The 24,317-nt window shown below is 68.7% G+C and carries 17 protein-coding genes; 7 read left to right on the top strand and 10 right to left on the bottom strand.

Annotated features, from left to right (window positions below; genetic code table 11):
* Nucleotides 1-9: 9 nt before the first annotated feature.
* The gene (locus EJJ38_RS12810) at nt 10-768 is read right to left on the bottom strand and encodes an IclR family transcriptional regulator (protein WP_127090538.1); all 759 of its coding nucleotides are present in this window, start codon (nt 766-768) and stop codon (nt 10-12) included.
* 156 nt (nt 769-924) lie between these two features.
* Here EJJ38_RS12810 and EJJ38_RS12805 point away from each other — a divergent pair, with 156 nt between their 5' ends.
* The 5 genes from EJJ38_RS12805 to EJJ38_RS12785 are packed head-to-tail and all read left to right on the top strand — an operon-like array spanning nt 925 to nt 5,994.
* A complete protein-coding gene (locus tag EJJ38_RS12805; protein ID WP_164738496.1) occupies nt 925-1,899 on the top strand; it encodes an ABC transporter substrate-binding protein in 975 nt (324 codons plus the stop codon).
* A gap of 21 nt (nt 1,900-1,920) precedes the next feature.
* Nucleotides 1,921-2,949 carry a CobW family GTP-binding protein gene (locus EJJ38_RS12800; RefSeq protein ID WP_127090536.1) on the top strand — a complete coding sequence of 343 codons (1,029 nt, stop codon included), beginning with the start codon at nt 1,921-1,923 and terminating at the stop codon, nt 2,947-2,949.
* A 23-nt stretch (nt 2,950-2,972) separates the two neighbouring features.
* The gene (locus EJJ38_RS12795) at nt 2,973-4,379 is read left to right on the top strand and encodes a dihydroorotase (protein WP_127090535.1); all 1,407 of its coding nucleotides are present in this window, start codon (nt 2,973-2,975) and stop codon (nt 4,377-4,379) included.
* Nucleotides 4,376-5,185 carry an ABC transporter permease gene (locus tag EJJ38_RS12790; protein ID WP_127090534.1) on the top strand — a complete coding sequence of 270 codons (810 nt, stop codon included), beginning with the start codon at nt 4,376-4,378 and terminating at the stop codon, nt 5,183-5,185. Before EJJ38_RS12795 ends, EJJ38_RS12790 begins: the two co-directional genes overlap by 4 nt.
* 17 nt (nt 5,186-5,202) lie before the next feature.
* Nucleotides 5,203-5,994: an ABC transporter ATP-binding protein gene (locus EJJ38_RS12785; RefSeq protein ID WP_127090533.1), complete on the top strand. Its 792-nt coding sequence runs from the start codon at nt 5,203-5,205 to the stop codon at nt 5,992-5,994.
* 291 nt (nt 5,995-6,285) lie between these two features.
* Here EJJ38_RS12785 and EJJ38_RS12780 read toward each other — a convergent pair whose 3' ends face one another.
* The 6 genes from EJJ38_RS12780 to EJJ38_RS12755 all read right to left on the bottom strand — a co-directional run bounded on the left by EJJ38_RS12780 (nt 6,286) and on the right by EJJ38_RS12755 (nt 14,787).
* A complete protein-coding gene (locus EJJ38_RS12780) occupies nt 6,286-7,155 on the bottom strand; it encodes a DsbA family protein (RefSeq protein WP_245454232.1) in 870 nt (289 codons plus the stop codon).
* Nucleotides 7,136-10,972, bottom strand: coding sequence for an NHL repeat-containing protein (locus tag EJJ38_RS12775; protein ID WP_127090532.1), 3,837 nt, complete (start codon nt 10,970-10,972; stop codon nt 7,136-7,138). The genes EJJ38_RS12780 and EJJ38_RS12775 overlap by 20 nt, the downstream gene beginning before the upstream one ends.
* 11 nt (nt 10,973-10,983) lie before the next feature.
* The gene (locus tag EJJ38_RS12770; protein ID WP_127090531.1) at nt 10,984-12,285 is read right to left on the bottom strand and encodes a hypothetical protein; all 1,302 of its coding nucleotides are present in this window, start codon (nt 12,283-12,285) and stop codon (nt 10,984-10,986) included.
* A 156-nt stretch (nt 12,286-12,441) separates the two neighbouring features.
* A complete protein-coding gene (locus EJJ38_RS12765) occupies nt 12,442-12,681 on the bottom strand; it encodes a hypothetical protein (RefSeq protein WP_127090530.1) in 240 nt (79 codons plus the stop codon).
* Between the two features lie 147 nt (nt 12,682-12,828).
* The gene (locus tag EJJ38_RS12760; protein WP_127090529.1) at nt 12,829-13,545 is read right to left on the bottom strand and encodes an extensin-like domain-containing protein; all 717 of its coding nucleotides are present in this window, start codon (nt 13,543-13,545) and stop codon (nt 12,829-12,831) included.
* Nucleotides 13,546-13,791: 246 nt separating this feature from the next.
* On the bottom strand, nt 13,792-14,787 hold the full coding sequence (locus EJJ38_RS12755) for a L,D-transpeptidase family protein (RefSeq protein WP_127090528.1): 996 nt from the start codon (nt 14,785-14,787) through the stop codon (nt 13,792-13,794).
* A gap of 260 nt (nt 14,788-15,047) precedes the next feature.
* Here EJJ38_RS12755 and EJJ38_RS12750 point away from each other — a divergent pair, with 260 nt between their 5' ends.
* Together EJJ38_RS12750 and EJJ38_RS12745 are read left to right on the top strand one after the other, a co-directional pair.
* Nucleotides 15,048-15,971 (top strand): pirin family protein, encoded by a 924-nt coding sequence (locus tag EJJ38_RS12750; protein WP_127090527.1) that lies wholly within the window; start codon nt 15,048-15,050, stop codon nt 15,969-15,971.
* A 130-nt stretch (nt 15,972-16,101) separates the two neighbouring features.
* Nucleotides 16,102-17,040 (top strand): exonuclease/endonuclease/phosphatase family protein, encoded by a 939-nt coding sequence (locus EJJ38_RS12745; RefSeq protein WP_127090526.1) that lies wholly within the window; start codon nt 16,102-16,104, stop codon nt 17,038-17,040.
* Nucleotides 17,041-17,091: 51 nt separating this feature from the next.
* On the opposite strand, the gene EJJ38_RS12740 is transcribed toward EJJ38_RS12745, so the two are convergent.
* From EJJ38_RS12740 to EJJ38_RS12705, 3 genes are all read right to left on the bottom strand, one after another.
* A complete protein-coding gene (locus EJJ38_RS12740; protein WP_245454231.1) occupies nt 17,092-17,532 on the bottom strand; it encodes a hypothetical protein in 441 nt (146 codons plus the stop codon).
* A 139-nt stretch (nt 17,533-17,671) separates the two neighbouring features.
* Nucleotides 17,672-22,243: an autotransporter domain-containing protein gene (locus tag EJJ38_RS20315; protein ID WP_205666165.1), complete on the bottom strand. Its 4,572-nt coding sequence runs from the start codon at nt 22,241-22,243 to the stop codon at nt 17,672-17,674.
* Nucleotides 22,244-22,608: 365 nt separating this feature from the next.
* Nucleotides 22,609-24,231 carry an ABC-F family ATP-binding cassette domain-containing protein gene (locus EJJ38_RS12705; RefSeq protein ID WP_127090525.1) on the bottom strand — a complete coding sequence of 541 codons (1,623 nt, stop codon included), beginning with the start codon at nt 24,229-24,231 and terminating at the stop codon, nt 22,609-22,611.
* Between the last annotated feature and the right edge of the window lie 86 nt (nt 24,232-24,317).

Genomic DNA, 24,317 nt, shown 5'->3' with positions numbered 1-24,317 from the left:
ACCCGGGCCCTATCGCGCCACCCAGGTGTCGCCTTGGGCGATCTCGTCGGAAATGGTGCGGGCGGCGGCGATGACGGCCTGCTGAAAGGCCGTGGAGGCGCTTCCCAGCGCATCCTCGCCGAGAACCAGACTGATCCCCGCGATCACCTGCTTGTTCACCACCACCGGCGCCGCGATGCCCACGCGCCCGGCGGCCACTTCCGAGGCGGTTTCCACCACGCCCGCCTTGCGGATGGCGCGCACCTCCGCCTTGAACGCCTTCCAGTCGCCATGGCCGAGGCGCGCGCGGATGGTGTCCTCACTGTCCAGATAGATGCGCTTCAGCGCCCGGTCCTCCAGATGGGCCAGCACCACCTTGGACGAGGCACCCGCGAACAAGGGCATGGCGACGCCACGCTCATAGGTGGTGATGGGATGGGGACCCGTGCCGTGCTCCTGGTGCACGCACATCACCGTGTCGCGATAGCGCCGGCACAAAATGGCCGTGGCACGCTGGGTGGTGCCGTCCAACAGCCCCCGCATCACCCGCGAGGCGATGGGGATGAGCGTATCGCCCTGCCGCAGCAGCCGGTCATACTCGATGAAGGCGGGGCCGAGCACATAGCCCGCCCCCAGCACCGGATCGAGAAAGCCCGCGCGGCACAGCTCCTGCACATCGCGATAGGCCGAGCTTTGGGACACGCCCGTCTCCTGCGCGATCTCTTCCACCGTCAGCGGCCAAGGCCTGCTACGGAACAATCCCAAAACTTGAAGAATCCTGTTCGACACGCTCGCCCCCCGGAATCGGCGATACTTTGTATCAAATTATGGGAATTTTTCAAAATTCGCACATTTTGGGAATTATGCTTGAACCTTGTTGGAAAATCGACCACGCTTTCAGTCATGGCGCGCGAAAAGATGCGCCCCCCTTTCCGGAGAACCCACATGAAGCGCGTACTGACACACCTTTGTGCGGCGGTCGTCTCGCTCAGCGTGCCGCTGTCCGGCGCGTTCGCCCAGGCGCCCAAGACCGAAGTGAAGCTGGCGGTCCTCGCCCCGAGCGCCCTGCTGTGGACGCACGCCATCGCCCAGGAGAAGGGCTTCTACGACAAGCAGAATCTGAACGTGCGCGAGCTGCGCGCCTCGGACAGCCCGGCGCTGCTCCAGGCGGTCGCCTCCGGCAGCGCGGATGCGGGCATTGCGCTCGGTGACCTCGCGGTGCGCGCCATCGACAAGGGCGCGCCGGTGGTGATCGCGGGCGCGATCCTCGAAAAGACCATCCTGCGCCTCTACGGCGCCAAGGGCACCGGCACCATCAAGGATCTCGCGGGCAAGCCGCTCACCGCCGGTGCGGTGAAGGGCGGCACGGCCAACCTGCTGAAGTATCAGCTGAAGCTCGGTGGCGTGGACCCGGCCGGCGTGCAGATGGTCTCCATCGCCAATTCCCGCGACCGCATCATCGCCATGGGCAACGGCCAGGTGGCCGGCGCGCTTCTGATCGCCCCCTTCGACACCCTGGCCGCCCGCGAAGGCGCGGTCTATCTGGGCGTCTATCGCGAGCCCTATGTGCAGACCCCCCTGGTGCTGAACAAGACCTGGGCCAACGCCCCGGCCACCCGGCCCACCGCCATCGCCCTGACCCAGGCGCTGAAGCAGGCCTCCGCCTTCATCACCGATCCGGCCAACAAGGACGCCGCCATCGACGTGCTCGCCGCCTACACCAAGACGCCCCGCGACGTGGTGGAGGATTCCTACGAGTTCATCGTGAAGGACCAGAAGGCGATCCCGGCCGACCTCTCCGTGCCTGCGGCGGGCCTTGAGAACCTTTTCAAGATCGATGCCGAAGTGGGCGGCGAGCCGCAGACCCAGGCCTTCGACCTGAAGCGCTATTACGATCCGAGCTTCATCGCCGGAAAGTGAGCGTGCGGCGGGAGCAAAGCCATGGCCCATTTCCGCGACATGAGGACCCCGGTGACGTTGCTCACCGGCTTCCTCGGCTCGGGCAAGACCACCTTGCTCAACGGCTGGCTGAAGGACCCTGCGCTTTCGGACGCCGCCGTCATCGTCAATGAGTTCGGCGAGATCGGCATCGACCACGCCTTGATCGCCTCCAGCTCGGACAACACCATCGAGCTGTCCACCGGCTGTCTGTGCTGCACGGTGAAGGGCGATCTGGTGGAGACCTTGCGCGATCTCACCGAGAAGCGCGCGCGCGGCGAGGTGCCCCCCTTCGCCCGCGTGATCATCGAGACCACGGGCCTCGCCGACCCCGGCCCCGTAGTCCAGTCGCTCATCACCTTCCCGGTCGCCCGCACCTACCGGCTCGGGCGCGTGGTGACGGCGGTGGACAGCGTGCAGGGCATGGGCACGCTTGATCGCCACGCCGAGGCCCGCAAGCAGGTGGGCGTCGCCGACGAGGTGGTGCTCACCAAGGCGGATCTGGCGGGGCCCGACCGGGCACCGCTGGAAGCCCGCATCGCCGCCCTTGCCCCCGGCGCGCGGCTGCATCTGTCGTCCCTCACTGCCCCCGCCCAGCCCGACCTTCTGGACGGCATCGACCCCGCCGACCCGAAGACCCGCCCCAGCGAAGTGCGCTCCTGGCTGCGCGCCGAGGCGTTCGAGGCGGCCGACCCCATGCCGCACCGGGAGGATATCGGCTCCTTCCGCCTCGCCTTCGACGAGCCGCTCCATTGGGAGCATGTCTCGGCGTGGCTCGACGCGCTGGTCATCGCCCATGGCGAGGACCTGCTGCGGGTGAAGGGCATCCTCTCCATCGCCGGGCGTCCGAAGCCCGTGGTGGTGCAGGCCGTGCAGCGCCTGTTCTCGCCGCCCGTGGAATTGTCGGCATGGCCCGAGGGCTTCGCCGGCTCGCAGATCGTCTTCATCACCCGCGGCCTCTCGCGGGACTATGTCACGCAAGTCCTGGACGTGATCCGCTCACGCCCGGTCCCGCTCGATCTGGCCTGCTGAGGGCCACTCCGTAGGAGTTCAACGTGGATACAATCATCAAGAACGGCCTGATCGTCACGGCCGATGGCCGCTTCGAGGGCTCCATCGGCATCAAGGACGGGGCCATCGCCGCCATCTTCGAGCCCGGCGCGGAGCCGCAGGCCGCTGAGGTCATCGACGCCAAGGGGCTGGCCGTGCTGCCGGGTGTCATCGACATGCACTCGCACCACCGCGAGGGCTCCCTCCCCGGCTTCGAGTATAAGGACACCATCCACACCTCCACCATGCAGTGCGCGGCGGGCGGCGTGACCACCTCGGTCGCCATGCCCAACGTGACCCCGCCGCCCAATTCCATGGACCTGCTGGAAAAGCAGTTCGCCATCTATGAGCGCGACGCGGTGGTGGACTGGAACTTCAACCCCGCCCCCACCATCCTCGAAGAAGTCCCCGCCATGGCGGGCACCGGCATCGCCGCCTTCAAGTTCTTCATGGTGGTGGATACCGGCCGCAACTATCCGCACATGCCGGGCATCGGCGTGCATGATCACGGCAAGATCCTGGAGATCATGAAGACCTGCGCCGCCCATGACGTGCCGCTCATGGTCCACCCCCATGACCAGGCGCTCATGGACGTGATCGAGCATGAATTCTGGGCGCGCGGCGAGCGTGACGCGCTCGCTTATGCCAAGGCCTATGCGGCCCATGACGGCGTCATCTGGGAAACCGCCATCGCCACCCTGCTGCGCCTCCAGAAGGCGGCGGGCTGCCACCTGCATATCCTGCACACCCAGACGGCGGGCTCCGTGCAGCTCATCCGCGAGGCCAAGGCGCGCGGGCAGAAGGTGACGTGCGAGCTGAACCCCTGGGCGCTGTTCCTGGGCTGCGAGTGGGCCGCCATCCAGCGCCTCGGCTCCTATGCCCTCTCCTATTGGGTGCCGGAGAAGAACGTGCCCGGCCTGTGGGAAGGCGTGCGCGACGGCACCATCGACATCATCGCCACCGACCATGCCCCGCACACCCGCGAGGAAAAGGAGATCGGCTGGACGGACGGCTGGAAGGCCCATACCGGCACGCCGTCCACCCAGTTCTATCTCTCCATGTTCCTGACCGCCGCCACCGAGGGCAAGCTGTCGCTGGAGCGCGTGGTGGAAGCCACCTCCACCAGCCCGGCGCGCCTGTTCCGCCTGGACCGCAAGGGCGAGATCAAGCCCGGCTATGACGCCGACCTGGTGCTGGTGGACCTCGACACCGAATATGAGGTGCGCGACGAGGACGTGCTCTCGCTGGTGGGCTGGAGCCCCTATGCGGGCCGCCGCTTCAAGGGCAAGCCGGTGCGCACCATCCTGCGCGGCCGCACCATCTATGTGGACGGCAAGGTGGTGGGTGAGAAGGGCTACGGCAAGCAGGCCGTCTCCACCGCCCGCCACGCCCACCGGGCAGCGGCCGAATGAGCACCGCCGGCTCCCTCACCTGGCGCGGCGTCTACGACTTCCTGGAGGGACGCTCGCGTGCGGCGGCGCTGCTGCGCATGCTCATCTCGGTGGCCTTCGTGCTGGCCGTGTGGCAGCTCATTGCCACCTATCTGGTCACCAACAAGCTCCTGCTGGTTCCCCCGGCCGACGTCTTCGAGGCGCTCGGCAAGGAAGGGGCGAGCGGAGCCTTGTGGACCAACGCGCTCGCCACGGTGAGCGCGGTGGGCGCGGCCTTTCCGGTGGCGGTGCTGCTGGGCGTGGGCATCGGCCTTGCCCTGGCGTCGAGCCGCCTCCTGGCGCTCACCGCCGGGCCCATGCTCACGGCACTGAACTCTGTGCCGCTGGTGGCGCTGGCGCCGCTGTTCATCGCCTGGCTCGGCCTCGGCTTCGCCTCCAAGTTCGTGCTGGTCACCATCTTCACCATCTTCCCGGTGCTGGTGACCACCGAGACCGGCCTGAAGGCCACCGACAAGATCCTCATCGAGGCGGCGCGGTCCTTCAACGCCTCGCGCTGGCAGATCTTCACCACGGTGACGCTGCCCTTCGCGGTGCCGTTCATCGTGTCGGGCATCCGCGTCGCCTGGGCGCGGGCGCTGGTGGCCATCATCATCGCCGAATTCTTCGGCTCCTTCGCCGGTTTCGGCTACGCCATCCTCGCGGCGGGGCAGAGCTTCGACACGGCAACGCTGCTCGCCTATGTGATCATGCTCGGCATGCTGGGCCTCATGGGCAGCGTCTTCTTCGAGTGGCTGGAACGCCGCCTTGCGCCCTGGAGGCAAGAGTGATGGCGGGAGATGCGAAAATGGCCGACGCCCTGACCATCGAGGGCATCAACAAGGTGTTCGAGCGCACGGGCAAGCCGTCCGTGGAAGCGCTGCGCGACATCAACCTCTCCATCCGCGAGGGCGAGTTCGTCTCCATCGTGGGGGCGAGCGGCTCGGGCAAGTCCACCCTGCTGCGCATCATCGACGGGCTGCTTCCGGCCTCCTCGGGCGTGGTGCGGGTGAGTGGACATGCGGTGACGCAGCCAGGCGCCGACCGGGCCATGGTGTTCCAGCAGGATGCGCTCCTGCCCTGGAAGACCGTGATCGACAACGTGGCCTATGGGCTTCTCATCGCGGGCACCCCGCGGCGCGATGCCCATGCCACCGCCCAGCGCTTCATCGACATGGCGGGGCTGAAGGGCTTCGAGCAGCACTATCCCCACCAATTGTCCGGCGGCATGCGCCAGCGCGTGAACGTCGCCCGGGCATTGGCGGTGAACCCGAAAATCCTGCTGCTGGACGAGCCCTTCGCGGCGCTCGATGCCCAGACGCGGGAGATCATGCAGACGGAACTGCTCAACATCTGGCAGAAGAGCGGCACCACCGTGCTGCTCATCACCCACCAGATCGACGAGGCGGTGTTCCTCTCCGACCGCGTGATCGTGTTCTCGGCCCGTCCGGGCTCGGTGCGGGAGGAGATCCCCATCCCCCTGCCCCGCCCGCGCGACCTGGAGCTGAAGCGCCACGAGGCGTTCGGCGCTCTGGTGGATCGCATCTGGCATCTCATCGAGCATGAGGTGCGCAGCGCGGTGGCCAACAACCGCGCGTGACACCGAGGCCCTTGCCCTGACTCCTCGGGCCTTTGGTGACGCCCGCATGGCGCTTGAACGAAACCGTTCGACCCATGCGCGGTGGGGCTTGGTTCGATACCCCCCGATCGAACCGAGCCCCACCAAAAGGGCGGCCATGGCCGCCTTTCACAGAGAGCGTTTCCGAGCGAAGCGTGAAGCGGTTCGCGTGAAGGAAACGCGGAAAAACAAAGAGAGTGAGCGTTTCAGCGTTTCCGTGAAAAGCTGAAACGCTCGACCGGATCGGAACCCGCTGACAAACGGGTTCCCGCCTCACGGACGGCGGGCGGCGGCGATGGCCTCTTTCAGGCCCGCCAGCCCTACCGCACCCGGAATGACGGTATTCGCCAGCACATAGGCCGGGGTCCCGTTGATGCCCAACGCCCGGGCGAGGTCGCGGCTTTCCGCGAGCGTCTTGTCGATCTCCGGGCTTGAGACATCCTGCTCCAGCCGCGCCATGTCGGCGCCCGTCGCCGCTGCGGCCTTGAGGGCCGCTGCGCGATTCGCCTGCCCCCGCGCGCCCAGCAGCGCCTCGTGATAGGCGCGGGATTTCTCGCCCGAGGGATCCTGCATGGCGAGCGCGACGCCGATCCGCGCGGCCTCCGCCGAGCCCGGCCCTAGAATGGGCAATTCCTTGAGGACGATCCGCAGCTTGGGATCCTCCTTCAACAGGCTCTGCGTGTCGCCAAGCGCCCGTTTGCAATAGCCGCAATTGTAATCGAAGAACTCCACCAGGGTGACGTCACCCGCCGGATTGCCCAGCGTCACCTGGCGCGGGGAATTGAACAGCAGCGCCGCATTCTGCTTCAGTGCCGCGCTGCGGTCGGGCGCCGCCGCAGCAGCAGGAGCGGAAGGCGCAGGCACGGACGGCCCGCCGCGCTTGGCCATCATGTCGATGATGGCCTGCTGGAGCATCTCGGGATGCTCAGCCAGATAGCGGCGCACGATCTCGCCGACGACATCCGGATTGGCCTCCAGATAGGCCCGCACCACCTGCTCGATCTCGCCACGCGGCACCTGCGCCGCGGCAGGCGAAAGGAGCGCGAAGCTGCCCATGCCCAGCGACAGGAGGGCGGCAAGGCCCCGCCGCGCGCGCCGAGGGACGAGCCGGGTGACAGCGGACTTAGCGGATCGCAGGGGCATTGGGATCCTGTTGCTGGGGTGGCGGACGGCGCGCCGGCGTCTGGGCGGGCACCGCCTGGGTACGGGGCGGCTGGGCCTGCGGCGTTTGCGGTTTAGGCCCCTGGGTACGCGGAGGCGGGGTCTGGGGCGCCGTGCGCGGCGGGGCCGCCGCCGGGGCATTGCCCGGCGGAAGGGCGCGGATGATCCCCTGGAGCGGGCCGTTGGGAAGAATCGGCCGGATGGTCTGGGGCGGCGGGGCCTGCTCCGGTGCCGGGCGCGTGGGCTGTGGCCGCGTGGGCTGAGGCGGCCGCTCCGCAGGACGGTTCGGCAAGGGGCGCGGCGGCAGGGCCTGCACAGGTGGCGTGCGGGACGGCGGCTGCGTCACCGGGCGGTTCGGCAAGGGCTGCGCGGGCTGGCCTTGCACCGGAGGCGGCGGCGGGGGAACGCGCAGCGGCGGAGGCACGAGACCGGGAAGGGGCATGCCCGGCACCAGGATCGGCCCCGGCCCAGGCCCGCCTTGGGCGAGGCACCGCCCGTCCTTCACGAACGCATTGGCGCAGCAGGCGCCGTCCGCCGTGCGAGTATAGCCCGCCGCGCAACCTTCCGGCAGAGCGGGCGTGCCCGTGAGCGGGCCACAGCTTCCGCCCGCCGACAGGCCAGTGGCGCAGCATTGGGGGACGCCCGCCGCATTGGTGTAGATGCGGTCCTTCCGGCAGCAGGCCCCGTTCACCCGCGTCTCGCGCGGGTCGCAGGCGGGGACGGCGACACAGGCGCGGCGATTCTTCGGGTCCGGCACCTGCCCGGCCGGGCAGCACGTTCCGGAAGAGGTGAGCTGGTTCACCGGGCAGCAGGCGCCGCCCACGGCCTGGGTGGAGCCCGGCATGCAGCAGGCGCCGCCGGAGGGCGTTCCGCCCTCTTCCTTCGGCGGCCCGCCGCCGATGACGGTGGGAGTGCACTGGGCCTTGTTCGGGCCGCCGGGCGCCTGACCGGGCGGGCAGCATTGGCCACCGCTGGTAAGCTGGCTCTGGAGGCAGCAACTTCCGTTGCTCGCCCCATAGCCGGGCGGGCAGCATTTGGGATCGGTGGAATTGGGCCCGCACTGGGGCGTGAGGCTGTCGCCGGTCAGAGGGCCGCCGCCGCATTTGCCGTTTTCGAGCGGCTTGGTGCAGCAGGCCGACTGGCCGCCCGCATCGCGATAGACACGATCGGAGGGGCAGCACGCCCCGGCCGCGCCCGCAGGCGCCCCGGCGCCGCAGAGATTGGCGGCGCATTTGCCGCCCGGCGCCAGATCTCCCGGCGCGCAGCAGGTGCCCCCCACCAGCTTGCCCGGCGCGGGGCAGGCGATGAAGGCGCATTTCCCGCCCGCCGCCGCCGATTGCCCCGGCGGGCAGCAGCCGCCCGCCACCATGTTGGCGCTCCATCCCGCCGGGCAGGCGGGCGGCGGCGGCGCGCAGCCATCGCCGGAACAGGCCGTCTCCAGGTTTTCGCAGCCGGGCATGCCTTTCACGCAGCCTTGCGGCGGCGGGGGTGCGCAGGCGCCGGCGGGGCCGATGGGATAGAGGCCGGGCAGGCAGGAGAAGCTGATCTTGCGGCATTGGCCGGAGGCCGGGTCCGCATCGAAGCCGGGCGGGCATTCGCTCACCGGCGGCTGGCAGCCCTTGCCCGGCGCATAGAGCGAGCCCGGCGGGCACCCGATAACCACCTGCCCGCAGGCCCCGGTCTTCGGGTCCACGCTCGCCCCCGCCGGGCAGCATTGGCCGGTGGCGGTCACGGCGGAACCTGGCGCGCAGCATTGGGCGGCGGGCCATGCGGTGCCGCCCAGGCACACGGGCGCGCACTGGCCGTTCAAGCCCACCTGCTGGCCGGGCGGGCAGTGAAGCTGCGCCGGACTGGGGGCGCAGACCGTGCCGATGCCCGCAATGGCCTGCTTGGACCAGCCCGCCGGGCAGATGCCCGCCGCCAGAAGGGGCGAAGCCCCGGCGCAGGAGAGGACGCCCTTGCCCGCCACGGGCTTTGCCCCGCCGATGCAGGTGACGGCCTCCGGCTTCAGGGGATCATAGCTGGCCGCATCGAAGCCGAGCCCGCACAGTTTCCGGCTGAACGGATCGGCCGCGCCGTTAGGACAGAGCGGGCTGCACTGCCCGCCCGGCCCCGGTGCGGTGCCCGCTGGGCAGCAGCGGAAGCCCGGCTTCTGCTGGTCCACCGGGCAGGACAGGGGCGGCGGTGGGGGCGGTAAGGGCAGGTTCCAGCCGCCACCGGCCCACCACCAGCCGAACCAGCTCGGCAGCATCCAGCCGCCGCGCAGCACGGGGCCGCAGGGGCGCCAGACGGCCATGTCGCCCGCCTGCCCGAAAGCGGGAAGGCCGTCGAACCGGCCGTCATAATCAAGGAAATAGGAGCCGAGCGGCGGCGTGTTCATGGGGCGCACGGTCCAGAGCGGATTGCCCTGGACGCCGTCCACATCCGCCGGCCCCAGCGGCGCCAGCCGCTCCGCCAGCGCCTTGTCGGCGGTGCGGCGCAGATCGTCCCCGGTCATCCAGAGGAAGCCGCCGCAGGTGGACCGGTCGATGCGGCCCGTGCGGTCATAGCTGTAGCCCAGCGCAAGGCCGCCCGTGCCGTTGCGCATCTCGTCGGGAAAGCCGAGGGCATACTCGTCGGGCTCCGGTTGCCAGGTGCGCGGCGAACCGGGGAAAGGCGTCACCAATTGATAGCGCAGCACCCGCCCGATGCCCGGCTGGGCCAGCGCCTGGAAATCGAAGGCGCCGCTGGGCGCGGCGCGCTCGGCCAGCAGCATGCGGCCTTCATCTTCGAAGGCGATCTTGGAGATCTCCGTCTCTCCGGTGGGCGGCGCGGAGAGTTCCCAGGCGGGATCGGAAAAGGCCGGGGGGACATTGGGCGGCGTGAACGCCACGGACCAGACCTGCAGCCCCTCCGCCACGGCATAGAACAGCCGCCCGTCGCGCACCGCGAGGCCGAAGACACGCCGCTCGGGCGCGGCATAGTTCCAGGTGGCGGGATCGTCGGGGCGGAAGGCCGGGTCGGCGATGTCGAGACGCCGCGCAGGATCGAACGCCACCTCCGGCAGGCCGGCGGCGCGGCGACCCATGACGCCATGGTCAAAGCGCGCCAGCTCCCGGCCGTCCATGTCGAGGCGGTGGATGAGACCGCTCTCCCGGTCCGACACGAACAGGCTGTTGCTTTCCGCATCGAAGGCGAGATTGCCCAGCGCGGCGCCGGAATTCGGCCGCCCGTCCGTGGAAAGGGTCGCGAACAGCGTGACGGCGCCGGTGACGCCGTTCACCTTCCAGATGGAGCCCGGCCCGCCGCGCGGGTCCGCCGCGCCCCACAGGCCCGGCATGAAATAGGCGCCGGGCGTGGCGGCGGGCGCGTGCATCCACACCCCGTCCGGACCCTGCGCGACGATGGGCAGGCCATAGGCGGAGGTGGCGGACACATAGATGTTGGGCGGCACCTGATTGTCCAGCGCGACGCCGAACACCTGCCCGATCTGGGCGGCGGGGAAGGTGAAGGGCGTGCGGGCGGGCACCAATTGGGCGTGGGGCGCCCCGCCCATATCCTGCAGGTCGAAGACCTTGAGGGAGGCGCCGTTCCCGTCGATGAAGGTGTAGAGGTTCGGGTCGATGCCCGGCGGTATCTGCACCGGCGGGAACACGCCGGAAAAGCCCGTGAGCGCGCCGTCGCCCGGCGCCAGCAGGCCACGCGGCGGGCTTTGCGCTCCGCTCTGGGCCGCGGCCGACTGCGCCAACGCCAGGGCGAACAGACCCACACAGAGCGCGGTGGCGAGGAGGCGCGGAAGGCTCTTGGCGCGGCTTGTCATGACACGCTGGTTCATGGCGCGGGCTTGAGCTTGGTGTTGATGTTCTGGAGCTTGATGGGCCCCTTCGGCGCGGTGGGCTGGAGGGAGAGCGGCACGCAATTGCCGCTCACCGGATCCGGCTGCATGCCGATGGGACAGCATTCGCCGCAGGCCGCCGCCTGGGAGGGCTTGCAGCAGGTTCCGCTCGCCAGCATCACCTGGGTCGGGTCCGCACAGGGCGGCGTGCATTTGCCGTCGATCAGCAGGTCACCGTCCGGGCAGCCGCAGCTGAATGTGCAGGCTTGGGTATCCTTGGAGAGCACCACCTGCGTGGCCGGGCAGGTGAAGTCGCATTTGGGCGGCGGCTTCTGGCAGACACCGTCATCGCCCACGGGCATCCCGTTGGGGCACATGCAGATATAGGCCCCTGCCCCGCTCTCGCTCAGCGGCTGCGAACCTTCCGGGCAGCGGCAATTGAGATAATTGTAGCAATTGCCCGGCGGGCTATCCATGAAATATTCAGCATGCTGCATGGCCGGCGGGCAATAGCAATAATTTCCCGTATTATGTTTCGCGATGATGTTCGAGAAGCAAAAGCTCCCCTCGCAGCGATATCCCGTCACATAGGACCCATCGAGATAGCGGCTGAAACACTGGTCATATTCACCGACGCTCTGGACATTCTGGTTCAAATAATAGAACGGCCCGGATGCATCCTTCGTCCGGGGATCGGGACGACAATCGATGAGTTGCGGCGGCGGCGGGGGCTTGGCTTCCTCGCAGGGCGCGAAGGTGCTGGAGAGATTGTCGTGCAGCCAGTCCTGCGCATCGCAAAGGGCGGAGGCAACGCAGCTGCCGATCTCGCCATATAGCGCGCCCGGCCCTTCCCATTGCGCCACCTGGCAGGCGCAGGAAACCGTATCCAAGGCGCCGCTCACATCGGCGGCCGAGGAGGAGGCATCTGCGAGGGCAGGAACATAGGATTGCAGCGTCTCCTGCTGCGCCGCCGGCACCTTGTCCCAATAGCTCGCCGCCTGCTTCTGCACATCGCTGGCCGTATCCTTGATGTCCTCCACGCCGCTACAGAAGCTCTTGCCCTGCGGGGTCTGCGTGAAGCCGATGAGGAAGGCGGTCAGCGCATAGAAATACGGGTTCGCCGACTGTGCGGCGCAAGATGCGGGAGCGGTGTTGTAGGTTTCCTTGGCGGCCTGGGCGATATCCGCGAGGCTGCAACTGGGCTTTGCCAGCGCCGGAACGGAAACGGCGGCAAGCGTGATCGCACATGCGACACGCAGCACCATACGCCTGATGACGCTCTGCTTGCCCGATGCCACGTTCGCCGCCCCCAGCGAAGCTGCGCGAGTATCCGGCCAACAGGACACTCCAGGAGCGGCATCTTACGCACTTATTTCAAGTTGTCTTCGCCGCAAGACATCGGAATGCGCGATAATTTCGCACGCAAGCCAGCCTCACCTAAGGTCAACTGGAAACTATCCGTCCGAATAGACGGAGCCTTCCGCCGGACCGCTGGGCAGCGTCAGCTCATCGAACGCCTTCACCGTCTGGGCCAAGAGGACGGAGTCCTTGTAGCGGCCGGTGAGCGGATTGTCGGCGCCCCCAGTCACATCCTTCTGGAGGAACGGGTCATATTGCGCGGCTGCAGGCCCCGCCACGAGGGCGGCGGGCAGCGCCAGGGCCAGGAACAGAAGCAATGATCGGAACGAAGCCATCGGATCGCTCTCCGGCAGGGCCAGCGCCGGGGATGATCCTATGCCAGGAGCTTCGACAAAAGGAAGACGGGTTGTGCGCTGGAGACGACCGACGCCCAGGTGGCGGTTCGCCGCGGCACCGCCGAGGGCGATCCCCTTTGCTATTGGCTATTTCACGTCCCACTGGCACATGCGCCAGTCATTGCGGCGCTCGCGCAGGTCGAGATGCACATGGTCCGCATGGGCGCTGTCCGCGCCGGGGCCGAGCACGGTGCGAAAACGCGCGCAGGCGCTCGCCTTCACCTCCTCGCGGATTTCGCGCGTCGCCTCGTCCGCGCGCCACAGCTCCACCAGCCGCCCGTCCTTGAAACGCAGCGCCAGCAGGTCGAAGGCATTGCCGCTGGCATGCTCGCTGATGCGCGCCCCCGGCTGGCCGTTGCGCGTGCGGCAGGCATGGCCGCCCACGCCCGTGAGCTGCGCCAGTTCCCCGCCATGGCGCTTGGCGATGGGGGCGAGATCGTCGCGGATCCAGGCGGCCAGTTCCCGAGCCAGCGTGCAGCGCACGGTTACCGGGCTCTCCAGGCGCACCGACGCTTCTTCCGAGAGGCGCACCTGGGTGAAGGTGACCGGGCCGGGAATGGAACAGGCGCCGCCGGGCTGGGCGGGCGTGTCTCCGGCGGGCGGCGCGATCACCTCGCCCCCGCGCGCGGCGAAGTCCGACAGGCAGGCGGCGAGCGCGGCCGGGTCCATGGCGGGGGGCGGGCTCTCCTCCGCGAAGGGCGGGGACGTGGGGGATGATGCCCCCTCGCTGTCCGCCGGCTTGGGCGCGGACTGTCCGTCCGCAGTCGGCGGCCGGGGCACGGGGAGCGGCACGTTGGCCGTCATTCCGGCGACGCTCCGGTCCGGACGGTTCGGCGCCGGAACCGGCAGCGGTGCCGTACGGGGAGGAATGGCGGGCTTGGTGGCAGAGGGTTTGGTGCTGGACGATTTCGCCTGTGCCGGCTTTCCGGGAACTGGCGCTGGCGGGCGCGGCTGCGCGACCGCAGGGGCGGCGATCAGCAGCGCCACCAGAGACACCGCCAGATACCTTGCCCGCTGGCCGGATCGTCCACCGTTCCACGCCATGCGGGGCTAGTCCACGAACCGCATGGCCACGCCCGGCTTCACCAGCCCCGCCAGTTCCTCCACATCCCAATTGGTCAGCCGCACGCAGCCATGGGAGGAGGTCTTGCTGACCTTGGAGGGCTCCGGCGTGCCGTGAATGCCGAAGGTCGGCTTCGACAGGGCGATCCAGACGCTGCCCGCCGGATTGTTGGGGCCGGGCGGCAGAACCAGCTTCTTGCGGTTCTGCCCCTGCTGGAAATTCTTCTCGGGGTCGTAATTGTAGGGCGGATCGCGGGCGATGCGCTTCACCTTGTACTCACCCTCGGGCGAGGGCGTGTCCTCGCTTCCGATGGTGGCGGGATAGCTGGCGAGGATGGCGTCGCCCTTGCCATAGACCACCAGCATGCCCGTGGCCTTCACCGCCTCGATGCGCTCCACCGGCCCTTCCGGCGGCTGGCGGTCGAGCGCCACCACCATGATCTTCTCGTCCACCGTGCGGTAACGGGCCTTCGGGTTGAGCGCCGCGAGAAGCCGCTCGCTCATATGGAAGCGCTCCGCCAGCATCTCCCTGCCGCTGGTGTAATCAAGCCGCTTCATCTTCGCCTGCCGGGCGAAGTCACGTGGGATGCGGCGCGGATGGTCCGCCTTCGCATCCGCCTTGGTGAACACATATTCTGTCAGCACCGCGCCCGCCTGCGGCCCGCCCAGCGCCGCCCAGGCCTGCTCGTCCATGCGGTCTCCAGGGCCGAGATTATTCTGGCGCCGGAACTGGGCGATGGCCTTGCGGTAATTCTCGCCGTCCATGCCGTCGATCTCGCCCGGCGAGATGCTGCGCCGGGCGAGCAGCACCTGGGCCTTCACGATGAAGGGGTCCGGCGCCTTCGCGGCCTTGCGCGGCTCGCCCTGGAAGGTGGCGGCGTTCACCGCCTCCGCCGTCAGCGGCCGCGCCGGGGCGCCCAGAGACGCCCCCGCGAGGAGCGGGAGCAAGGCGAGGGACCACAGCAGGGATCGGACACCGGGCATGGAAACTGAGCCTTCAGAGGAACGGCCTTGGTGAACGGCCGCGCCCGAGACTTGTTCCGGTGGCGGCAGCATCGCCGTTGCGTCGAGCGATGCGGCAAGGCCGCAACTCCGGCTGCCGATCGGCAATGTCGCCTTGCACCGATGCACGGGACGGAACGCGCAAGTCGTGGCAGTCTGGAACCGTTGGAGGCTGGCCCGGCCGGGCTCATCACCCGGCCCGAAGATCACCCTCCAGGACACGCCAGAAGGAGCCCTGTCCCATGAGCTGGATGCCCTCCGCCGATCCCGCGTCCGGTGACGGCCCGTCCTGCGATGCGCTCGACCTTGTCATCGTGCCGCGCGTCCGCGATCTCGGGGACGGCTTCTCCGTCCGCCGCGCTTTGCCCCACGGCAAGCGGCAGATGGTGGGCCCCTTCATCTTCTTCGACCAGTTCGGCCCCGTGCAATTCGTCGCGGGCCAGGGACTGGACGTGCGGCCCCATCCCCATATCGGGCTCGCCACCGTCACCTATCTGTTTGACGGGCGCATCATGCATCGCGACAGCGAGGGCAATGCGCTGGAAATCACCCCCGGCGCCATGAACCTCATGACCGCCGGGCGCGGCATCGCCCATTCCGAACGCTCCCCGGCCGATGCGCGGCTCGGCGACGCCAAGGGGCGCATGTACGGCCTCCAGAGCTGGATCGCCTTGCCCGCCGCCCATGAGGAGACCGATCCGGGTTTCCAGCACTTCTCCGCCGTGGACCTGCCCACCATCGAGGACAAGGGCATCACCGCGCGGATCATCGCCGGCTCGGCCTTCGGCGCGCGCTCGCCCGTGGGCATGCTGTCCGACTGGCTCTATGCGGAGGTGATCCTCGCGCCGGGCGCGGCGGCACCGCTGGATGCCGACACCGAGGAGCGCGCCATCTATGTGGTGGAGGGCGAGGTGGAGATTGCGGGCGACGTGTTCGCCGGTCCCCGCCTGCTCATCTTCCGGCCAGGCGACGCCATCACGGTGCGCGCCCGCACGGCGAGCCGCATGATGTTCCTGGGCGGCTCGGCGCTGGAAGGGCCGCGCTATGTGTGGTGGAACTTCGTCTCCTCGCGCCGCGAGCGCATCGAGGAGGCGAAGGAAGCCTGGAAAGCGGGCCGCTTCCCCAAGGTGCCCGGCGAGGAGGAGTTCATCCCCCTGCCGGAGTGAGAAACGGACCCTCCCCCGAGGCGAGATGTCATGAGGGCGACGCAGAGATATGCAATCTATGCGGGAATACCGCATCTCTCTGCGCATCCCGCGACCCGGATCGACGCATTGGAACATGGGGGAGGAGACCATGGGCTTTCTGCAGATCGCGAGCTGGAATATCGAGCATCTGAGCGGGCAGCCGCGCGCCAAGCGACGCCAGAGTGCCTATGCGCTGGCGGACCACATTGAAATGTCCGGCATCCATCTGATGGCGCTGCAGGAAATCTATGTGACGCCCAGCGACGAGGAGGTCCGACTGGCGGACAACCAGCCTGTGATCCCGAGCCATGCACGCGGTACGCGCCGCAATTCGGACCTCGATATCGTCTGCTACCTGTTGGAGGAGCACGGCGACGACGAGACCTGGGCCTACGAGATTCTTGAGAACCGCTCAGCCGGCGACAAGGCCCAGCTCTGCGCCGTCATGTGGAACGAGAGGCGCGTGACGCTCGACAGCGTGACCCCTCTGCCCGTGCCCCACAGCGACGGCGAAGACAGCCTCTGGGACCGCAAGCCCCACCTGCTGAGCTTCGTCTCGCTCCACAAGGTCTGGCGGCGCGATGACCAAGGCGCATGGACCCAGGTGGAGGAGCAGCGGCGCCTCAGCCTCGTGCCACTCCATATGAAGTCCAACTATGGCGGCGTGACCAAGAACCGCCGCGTGCGCGGCAAAGAGGCCGCGACCCTTTGTGCGGCGCTCAAGGCCCTGGAGGGGCAATACGACCCGTCCCTGATCCTGATCGGTGACACCAACATCCTGTCCAACACCGAACCGGCGATCGAGACCTTCATCGATAACGGCTTCATCGACCTCAACAACAATGACAGCGCCACCTATTGGAGCCTCGAATACAAGGAGGCTCCCTTTGATCGCGCCTTCATCGCCAAGGGGCGGGAAGAGTTCAAATATTCGCGGCAATATGTGCTGCGCTCATCGGATCTGACGGCGCACGACAAGTTCCTGTCCGACCACTACATGATCAAGATGAGCGTCAAGGACTATGTGGACGACGCCGACCCACGCTGAAGGCACCCCGCCCCCGGCTATCCGCGGGGGGCGGCATCACCCTGCCCGCGCTCAGTACCCCATCATGGGCGGGCCCATCATGACGCCCATATACGGGCCGGGACCGTAAGGGCCGGGGCCGAAGGGGCCGCCCCAGGGGCCGTAATCGAAGGCGGCCTGCTGGGCCATCATGGCCGTCATCTGCTGCTGGTTGGCGAGTTGCTGCTGGAACACCATCTGCCGGTAATTCTGGTAGTTTTCCTCAGTGCCGTAATAGATGCAGCCGCACACCGTGGGGTCGGCATACAGATAGACCGGCGCGCCGCCCTGGTTCTGCACGGTGAACTTGTGGGACGGCAGGGTCTTCAGCGAGGCGACCCGCTCGGGCGTGTCCGCGAAGCGCATCTGGAAACCCGCTGCGGCGAGCATGTTTTCCTTTTCCTTCGTCGCGGTGACGCAACCGGCAAGGCTGAGGCCGAGGAGCCCCACAACGGCAATGGCTTTGAGTTTCACGCGCACGCTCCATCCGGCACCGCGGCTGACGCCGCAGGGCACACTTTAGAGCGCGATCGTGGCACGGGGAACCTGCGCGTGGCTGCCTTTCGCCTCCTTAGAGCGTTTCCGAGCAAACACGACAGCCGCGCGCATATCCTTAGAACTTCAGCGAGAATTGGGCCGTAAACGCATTCTGGCTGGCCTCTGAGGCGAGCTGGCCGCTATAGGCCACCGACAGGGCCGCCACGTCCGACAGGCCATAGGACAGGCCCGCCTCCAGCAGCAGCGCATCTTCCGCGATGGGCACACCGGAGATGGAGAAGGGCAGCGCCCCGTCCGCGAAGCGCAGGGTGGCCGTGGGCGTGGTGTCGCCGAAGGCATGCTGCCAGCCCACCATCAGGCTCGGCGTGAGCGCGCGCCCCATGAGCTGGAACGAGGTGGCGGCGCGCAGGCCCAGCGTGGAATAGGCGGTGCCCACCGCGTTGGTGTGCGCCGCCAGCGCCGCCGCGCCGCCGCTCTCCAGGAAGCTGGCCGCGCCCACATTCACATAGGCAAGCCCCGCGAACGGCGAGAAGGCGACGGCGCCCGCCGCCAGATCCATGGCCACCTCGCCGAACACCTGCGCGGTCCCAGCCGTATAATCGGCGCTGGCGGTGCCGCCGAAATAGTCGAACGAGATGCTGCGCACGGTGGAGACGTCGTGCCAGGAATAGGACGCGCCGCCCCGCAGCGCGAAGGCGCCGAGCCGCGTGCCCGCATAGGCGCCGATATCGTAATTATCCATGGAGCCTGAGGAGGAACGGGCCGCCACATCGAACTGAGACTGGCTGAAGCCCGCGAACAGGCCCGCCCGCGTCTCTCCGCCCAGCCCCACATCCGCACCCACGAGGAAGCCGCCCAGGCTGTTGGAGATGGTGGCCGCATTGCCATTGCCGAAGCTGTCGCCCCAGCCGCCATAGCCCTGCATCCAGAGCACCGGCGTGAGCCCGCCGCCAAACGTGGCGGTGGCGGGCGCACCGGCGGCATAGGCCAGCGGCTGGCTCGCCGGGCCGGGATCCGCCTGGCGCAGGCGCGCGGAGACCGCGTTGCGCACATAGACCGACTGCTGCTGCATCACCGTGGCGGCGGAGCCGTAAATCTCGCCCGAGAGCAGGTTGAACGCCGCCTGGGCGCGCGCGGCGGCCAGCTGAAGCACGGCGTCGTGGATCGCGTTGCTGAGGCCCAGCGCCTCCACGGCGGCGGCCACCTCCTGCTGGTTCCGCGTCACCGCCACCTCCACAAAGGCGCGGGTGTTGCGCGAGATGTCCAGCGCGAGGCCGTCCGGGCCGTATGCCACGGTGGTGTCGAGGAAGGCGGAGGTGAGATTGGTGGTGACGGTGCCGAACTGGCCCGTAACGCCTCCAGCCGCCACCAGCAACGGATAGGCCCCGCCCGGCAGATAGATGCCCGGCGCCGCCACGATCTGGAGTTGGGCGCCCGAAATGTCGGCGGCCCCGCCCACGACGATGAGGTCCTGCGCTCCGCCGGGCGTGATATCAGCCACATAGGTGGAGCCGGGATTGAGCGTGGCATTCCCGGTCACCACCAGGGTGGCCGTGCCGGGGCCGGGCGACACCGTGCCGCCCGCGCCCACGTCCAGTCCGGCCATGGTGCCGCTGCCGGTGAGCGTACCGCCCGCCTGGACCTGCACCGTCGAGGTGGTGAGCGTGCCGTCGAGCACCAGCGTGCCGCCCGCCACCGTGGTGGGGCCGGAATAGGTCATGGTGCCGCCGAGCACCTGGGTGCCCCCCGCCAGCGTCAGGCCGCCCGTGCCCGTGATGGCGCCGGAGAAGAGGCCCGAGGCATCGGTGATGGTCAGCGTTTGCCCGCCCAGCGCCACTGTGCCCATCCCCTGGAGGGCCGTGACGGAGGTGCCGCTGGTGGTGCCGGAAATATCGAGCACGGACGTGGGGCCGACCAAATTCACGCCGCTGGACGAAGCGACGCTGCCCGCGCCCACCAAAGCCAGCGTGCCCGCCAGGATGTCGGTGGCGCCCTGATAGGTGGAGGGGTCGGTAAGCGTCAGCGTGCCCTGCCCCACCTTCACGATCCCGCCCGTGCCGGAAATCCCGTTCTCGATGATGAGTTCAGAGACGCCGCGCGTATCGATGATGCCGGTCCCCGCGAGGATGAGGCCCCCGGCCAGCGTGTTGGCGCCCGGCCCGATCTGCTCGGACAGGATGGTGCCGCCCAGCGTCACCGGACCCGTAACGGTGCTGCCGCCCGACAGGCCCAGCACCGTGCCCGGAGCAACCGAGACCGGCGCGTCCAGCACGGCGCCCGCGCCGAGCCCCAGCACACCGCCCGAAATCGTCACCGCGCTCAAGCCCGACGCGCCGTTGGCGAGCAGCAGCGTCCCTTCGCCCGCCTTCTCCAATTCGCCGGGGCCGGAGACCGGCCCGATGACGGTGAGGGTCGCGCCCGGCACCGTGTCGATCACGCCGGTGCCGCTCACCGACACGGTCCCGGTCACCGAGGCATCGCCCAGCGCCGCCAGGGTGCCCGACAAGCCAAGCGCGCCGCCGAGCGTGCTGCCCGTGGCGAGCGCCAGCACGGCACCCGCATCCACCTGGACCGGCCCCGACACGCTCGCGCCGGAGCCGACCGCGAGGGTGCCCGCGGTCACAGAAATGAGGCCGGAGGCGGTGCTGCCGCCCGTGAGCGCCAGCGTGCCCCCGCCCGCCAAGGTGAGCGAGCCGGAGCCGGACACGGCGCCCGTCACGTCCACCACAGCGCCCGGCTGCGCGGTCACGCTGCCCGCGCCTGAGAGGGCCAGCCCACCCAACGTGTTCGCGCCGTTCGCCGTGACGGTTCCGGCAAGGGTCAGCCCGCCTGCAACGGCATTGCCGCCCGCAAGGACGAGCGTGCCGCCGGCATCCACCTGCATGGGTCCGGCAACGCTTGCGCCCGTCCCCAGGGCGAGGGTGCCGTAGGCCACCTCGATAAGACCCGACGCGGTGCTGCCGCCTGACAAGGTCAGGGTGCCGAGCCCTTCCTTGATGAGCGAGCCGGAGCCCGACACGACACCCGTCACGTTCAACGCGGTGCCCTCGGCCGCCAGGACAGTGCCTGCGCCCGTGAGCGCGAGGCCCCCGGACAGGGTGCTCGGCGCCGTTCCGTTGACGCTCACCATGCCCGCCAGCGCCAGGGATCCGGACAGCGTGTTCCCGCCCGCCAAAGAGAGGATGCCGCCGCCATTCACCTGGAGGGGGCCGGACACCGTGGTGTCGGCGCCCAGGGCCAAGGTGCCGCTCGCCACCGTAATGAGGCCGGTGGCGGTGCTGCCTTCAGACAAGGTGAGGGTGCCCGTGCCGGTCTTGGTGAGCGAGCCCGAGCCCGTCACGGGGCTGGACACCACAATCGCCGTGTTCAACTGCGTATCGATGGTGCCCGCGTCGGTCAGCAGCAGGCTGCCGATCTGGCTGGTGCTCATCGCGGAACTCAAGGTGCCGCTGAGCCGCACCTGCCCCGTCAGTTCATTGCCCTCAAGCACCAGGAAGCCGCCGCTCGCGATAATGACGGGACCGGACAGGGAGACCCCGTAGGACAGTTCCGCCTGTCCCTGCGCAACCATCAGGGTGAAGGCCGAGGAGGTCGAGCCCGTGATGACGAGGCCCGCATCTCCCCCTTGCTCCAGCGTGCCGAACCCGGCGAACTGACCGCCCGCATCAAGCTGAGAAAGGTCGAAGCTCTGGCCGATGCCCGAAGGGCCGCTGAAGCGCAGCGTATCGTCCGCATCCGCCCCGGTGACCAAGCCGGTGATGGTGGCGCCGGGCTGCAGGTCCAGCACGTTGGAACCGCCCGTGAAGGCGATGGCGGCGGAGCGGCTCGTGCCGTTCCAAGTGAGGCCGCCGGAGACCCGCGCGGTGGAGGTGAGAACCAGGGTTAGGTTCTGGCCGGTCACGCCGACGCCGCCCACGCTGTCGGTGCCGGGCGTCCCGCCCTCGCCGCTGGCCGAACCGGCGCCCGCCTCACCGCCTGTGCCGCCGGTGATGGTGCCGCTCACCGTGGCCGAGACGCCATCGGTGGTCGAGAAAACGAGGCCGGCGCCCGCGCTGCCCGCATCACCGCCATAGCCGGTGCTGCCCCAATTGCCGTAGCCGCCGTTTCCGCCCGTGCCGCCGGTGAAGGAGGTGGTCAGCGTATAGGAACTGCCCGTGAGCACGGCGCCGTGGCCGCCCGCGCCGCCGCCGCCGCCATTGCTGCCGCCGTCGCTGCCGCCATAGCCGCCATTGCCGCCCCGGACATTCCCGCTAGGCGCCGCCGCGCCCACATAACCATGGGCGCCGCCGCCGCCCGCGCCCGCGCCATAGCCCGTGCCGAAGCTGCCGTTTCCGCCCGTGGCGCCGGGGGTCGCGCCGCCCGTGCCGCCGATGGCACTGCCGCCGCCCGCACCCGCGCCGCCCGCACCGCCCGTGACACCGGCGCCGCCGCCACCGCCCGCGCCCTGGCCGGACGTGCCGTTCGCTCCCGCCCCGCCCGCGCCCGTCAGCCTGTCGATGCCGCCCGCGCCGCCCTCAGGGCTGCCCCCCGCGCCGCCATCCGCCCGTGCGGCGCCGGCGAGGGAGAGGAGCATGAGGCCGGACGCGACCGTGGCCAGCAGGGCCCGGCGCCGCCCACCCGAATGCTTAACCTGGAATTCCTGGATCCAGGGAGCGCGGCGAGCGGCGGCGGGAAAGGGAGAACGCACGGAAAGACCCCTCGGGCAGGCAAGCTGGACCTGCCCAATGGGTATCAGAGTTCTGTGAAAGGGAATGGCGAACTTTGCCTGCGGCGCATTTTCACGCAAGGCACGAACAAGGGCCGGACAGAATATCCGCCCGTTCAAAGAGATAGGACCTTCTGGCCTCCTGCTGAAATGACGAGGCGCCCGCAAGGAACAGCCGAGCGGAAGTTTCATCGCTCGGCATATTTCAACCTGTACGGATCAGGCCCCTGACCGCATCGACGAGCGAAGATCTGCCTCTATACGTCTGCGCGAATCACGAAACGCTTGCCATCGATCCGTCTCACGCTTGATCCAGGCGCGCCGCCGTGCGCCGCGGACGGCCCCGCCTAATGGCGCAGACCCGGCGCTTCCTGGCCGGTACGGGCCACATATTCCGTATAGCCGCCGCCATATTGGTGCACGCCCTCGGGCGTCAGTTCCAGCACGCGGTTGGAGAGGGCGGCGAGGAAGTGCCGGTCATGCGAGACGAACAGCATGGTGCCCTCATAGCTCTCCAGCGCGGCCACGAGCATTTCCTTGGTGGCGATGTCCAGATGGTTGGTGGGCTCGTCCAGCACCAGGAAGTTCGGCGGGTCATAGAGCATCTTGGCCATGACGAGGCGCGCCTTCTCGCCGCCGGAGAGCACGCGGCAGCGCTTCTCCACATCGTCGCCGGAGAAGCCGAAGCAGCCCGCGAGCGAGCGCAGGGAACCCTGTCCCGCCTGGGGAAAGGCATCCTCCAGGGTCTCGAACACGGTGCGCTCGCCTTCCAGCACGTCCATGGCATGCTGGGCGAAATAGCCCATCTTCACGCTGCCCCCGACCGTCACCGTGCCGGAATCCGGCGTGGTGGCGCCGGTCACCAGCTTCAGCAGCGTGGACTTGCCCGCCCCGTTCACGCCCATGATGGCCCAGCGCTCGCGGCGGCGCACATGGAAGTCCAGCCCGTCATAGACGGTCTTCGCGCCATAGCTTTTGGAGACGTTCTTCAGGCTCGCCACATCCTCGCCCGAGCGGGGCGCGGGCTGGAACTCGAACGCCACACTCTGGCGGCGGCGCGGCGGCTCCACCCGGTCGATCTTGTCCAGCTTCTTCACCCGGCTCTGCACCTGGGCGGCATGGGAGGCGCGCGCCTTGAAGCGCTCGATGAAGGCCACTTCCTTGGCCAGCATGGCCTGCTGGCGCTCGAACTGCGCCTGCTGCTGCTTCTCCGCCAGCGCCCGCTGCTCGGCATAGAATTCGTAATTGCCCGAATAGGTGGTGAGCGTGCCGCCGTCGATCTCCACCACCTTGCCCACCACGCGGTTCATGAAAGCGCGGTCATGGGAGGTCATCATCAGGGCGCCGTCGAAGCCCTTCAGGAAGTCCTCCAACCAGATGATGCTTTCGATGTCGAGATGGTTGCTCGGCTCGTCCAGCAGCATCACGTCCGGGCGCTGGAGCAGGATGCGGGCCAGCGCCACGCGCATCTTCCAGCCGCCGGAGAGGCGCCCCACATCGCCGTCGATCATCTCCTGGCTGAAGCCGAGGCCGGCCAGCACCTCGCTGGCGCGGCCTTCCAGGGAATAGCCGTCCAGTTCCTCGAAGCGGGCCTGCACCTCGCCATAGCGCTCGATGACGGCATCCATCTCGTCGGCGCGGTCGGGATCGACCATGGCCGCCTCAAGCTCCCGCATCTCCTTGGCGATGGAACTGACGGGACCTGCGCCGTCCATCACCTCGTTGAGAACCGGCTGGCCCGCCATCTCGCCCACATCCTGGCTGAAATAGCCGATGGAGGTGCCGCGATCGACGCTCACCTGCCCCTCGTCCGGCGCTTCCTGGCCGTTGATGAGCCGGAACAGCGTGGTCTTGCCCGCCCCGTTGGGGCCGACAAGGCCGATCTTTTCGCCCTTGAGGAGCGTGGCGGACGCCTCGATGAAGACGATCTGCTTGCCGTTCTGCTTGCCGATGGAATCGAGACGGATCATGCGCGCGGGGAGCCCTGAGACGAAGACGGCCTCGCGATTAGGGCATTTCGGGTGCGGGGGGAAGCGCACAAGACGCAGGTCTGGCC

The organism is Aquabacter cavernae, assembly GCF_003993795.1.
Lineage (GTDB): Bacteria > Pseudomonadota > Alphaproteobacteria > Rhizobiales > Xanthobacteraceae > Aquabacter > Aquabacter cavernae.
This window is presented reverse-complemented; position numbering and strand designations above follow the sequence as displayed.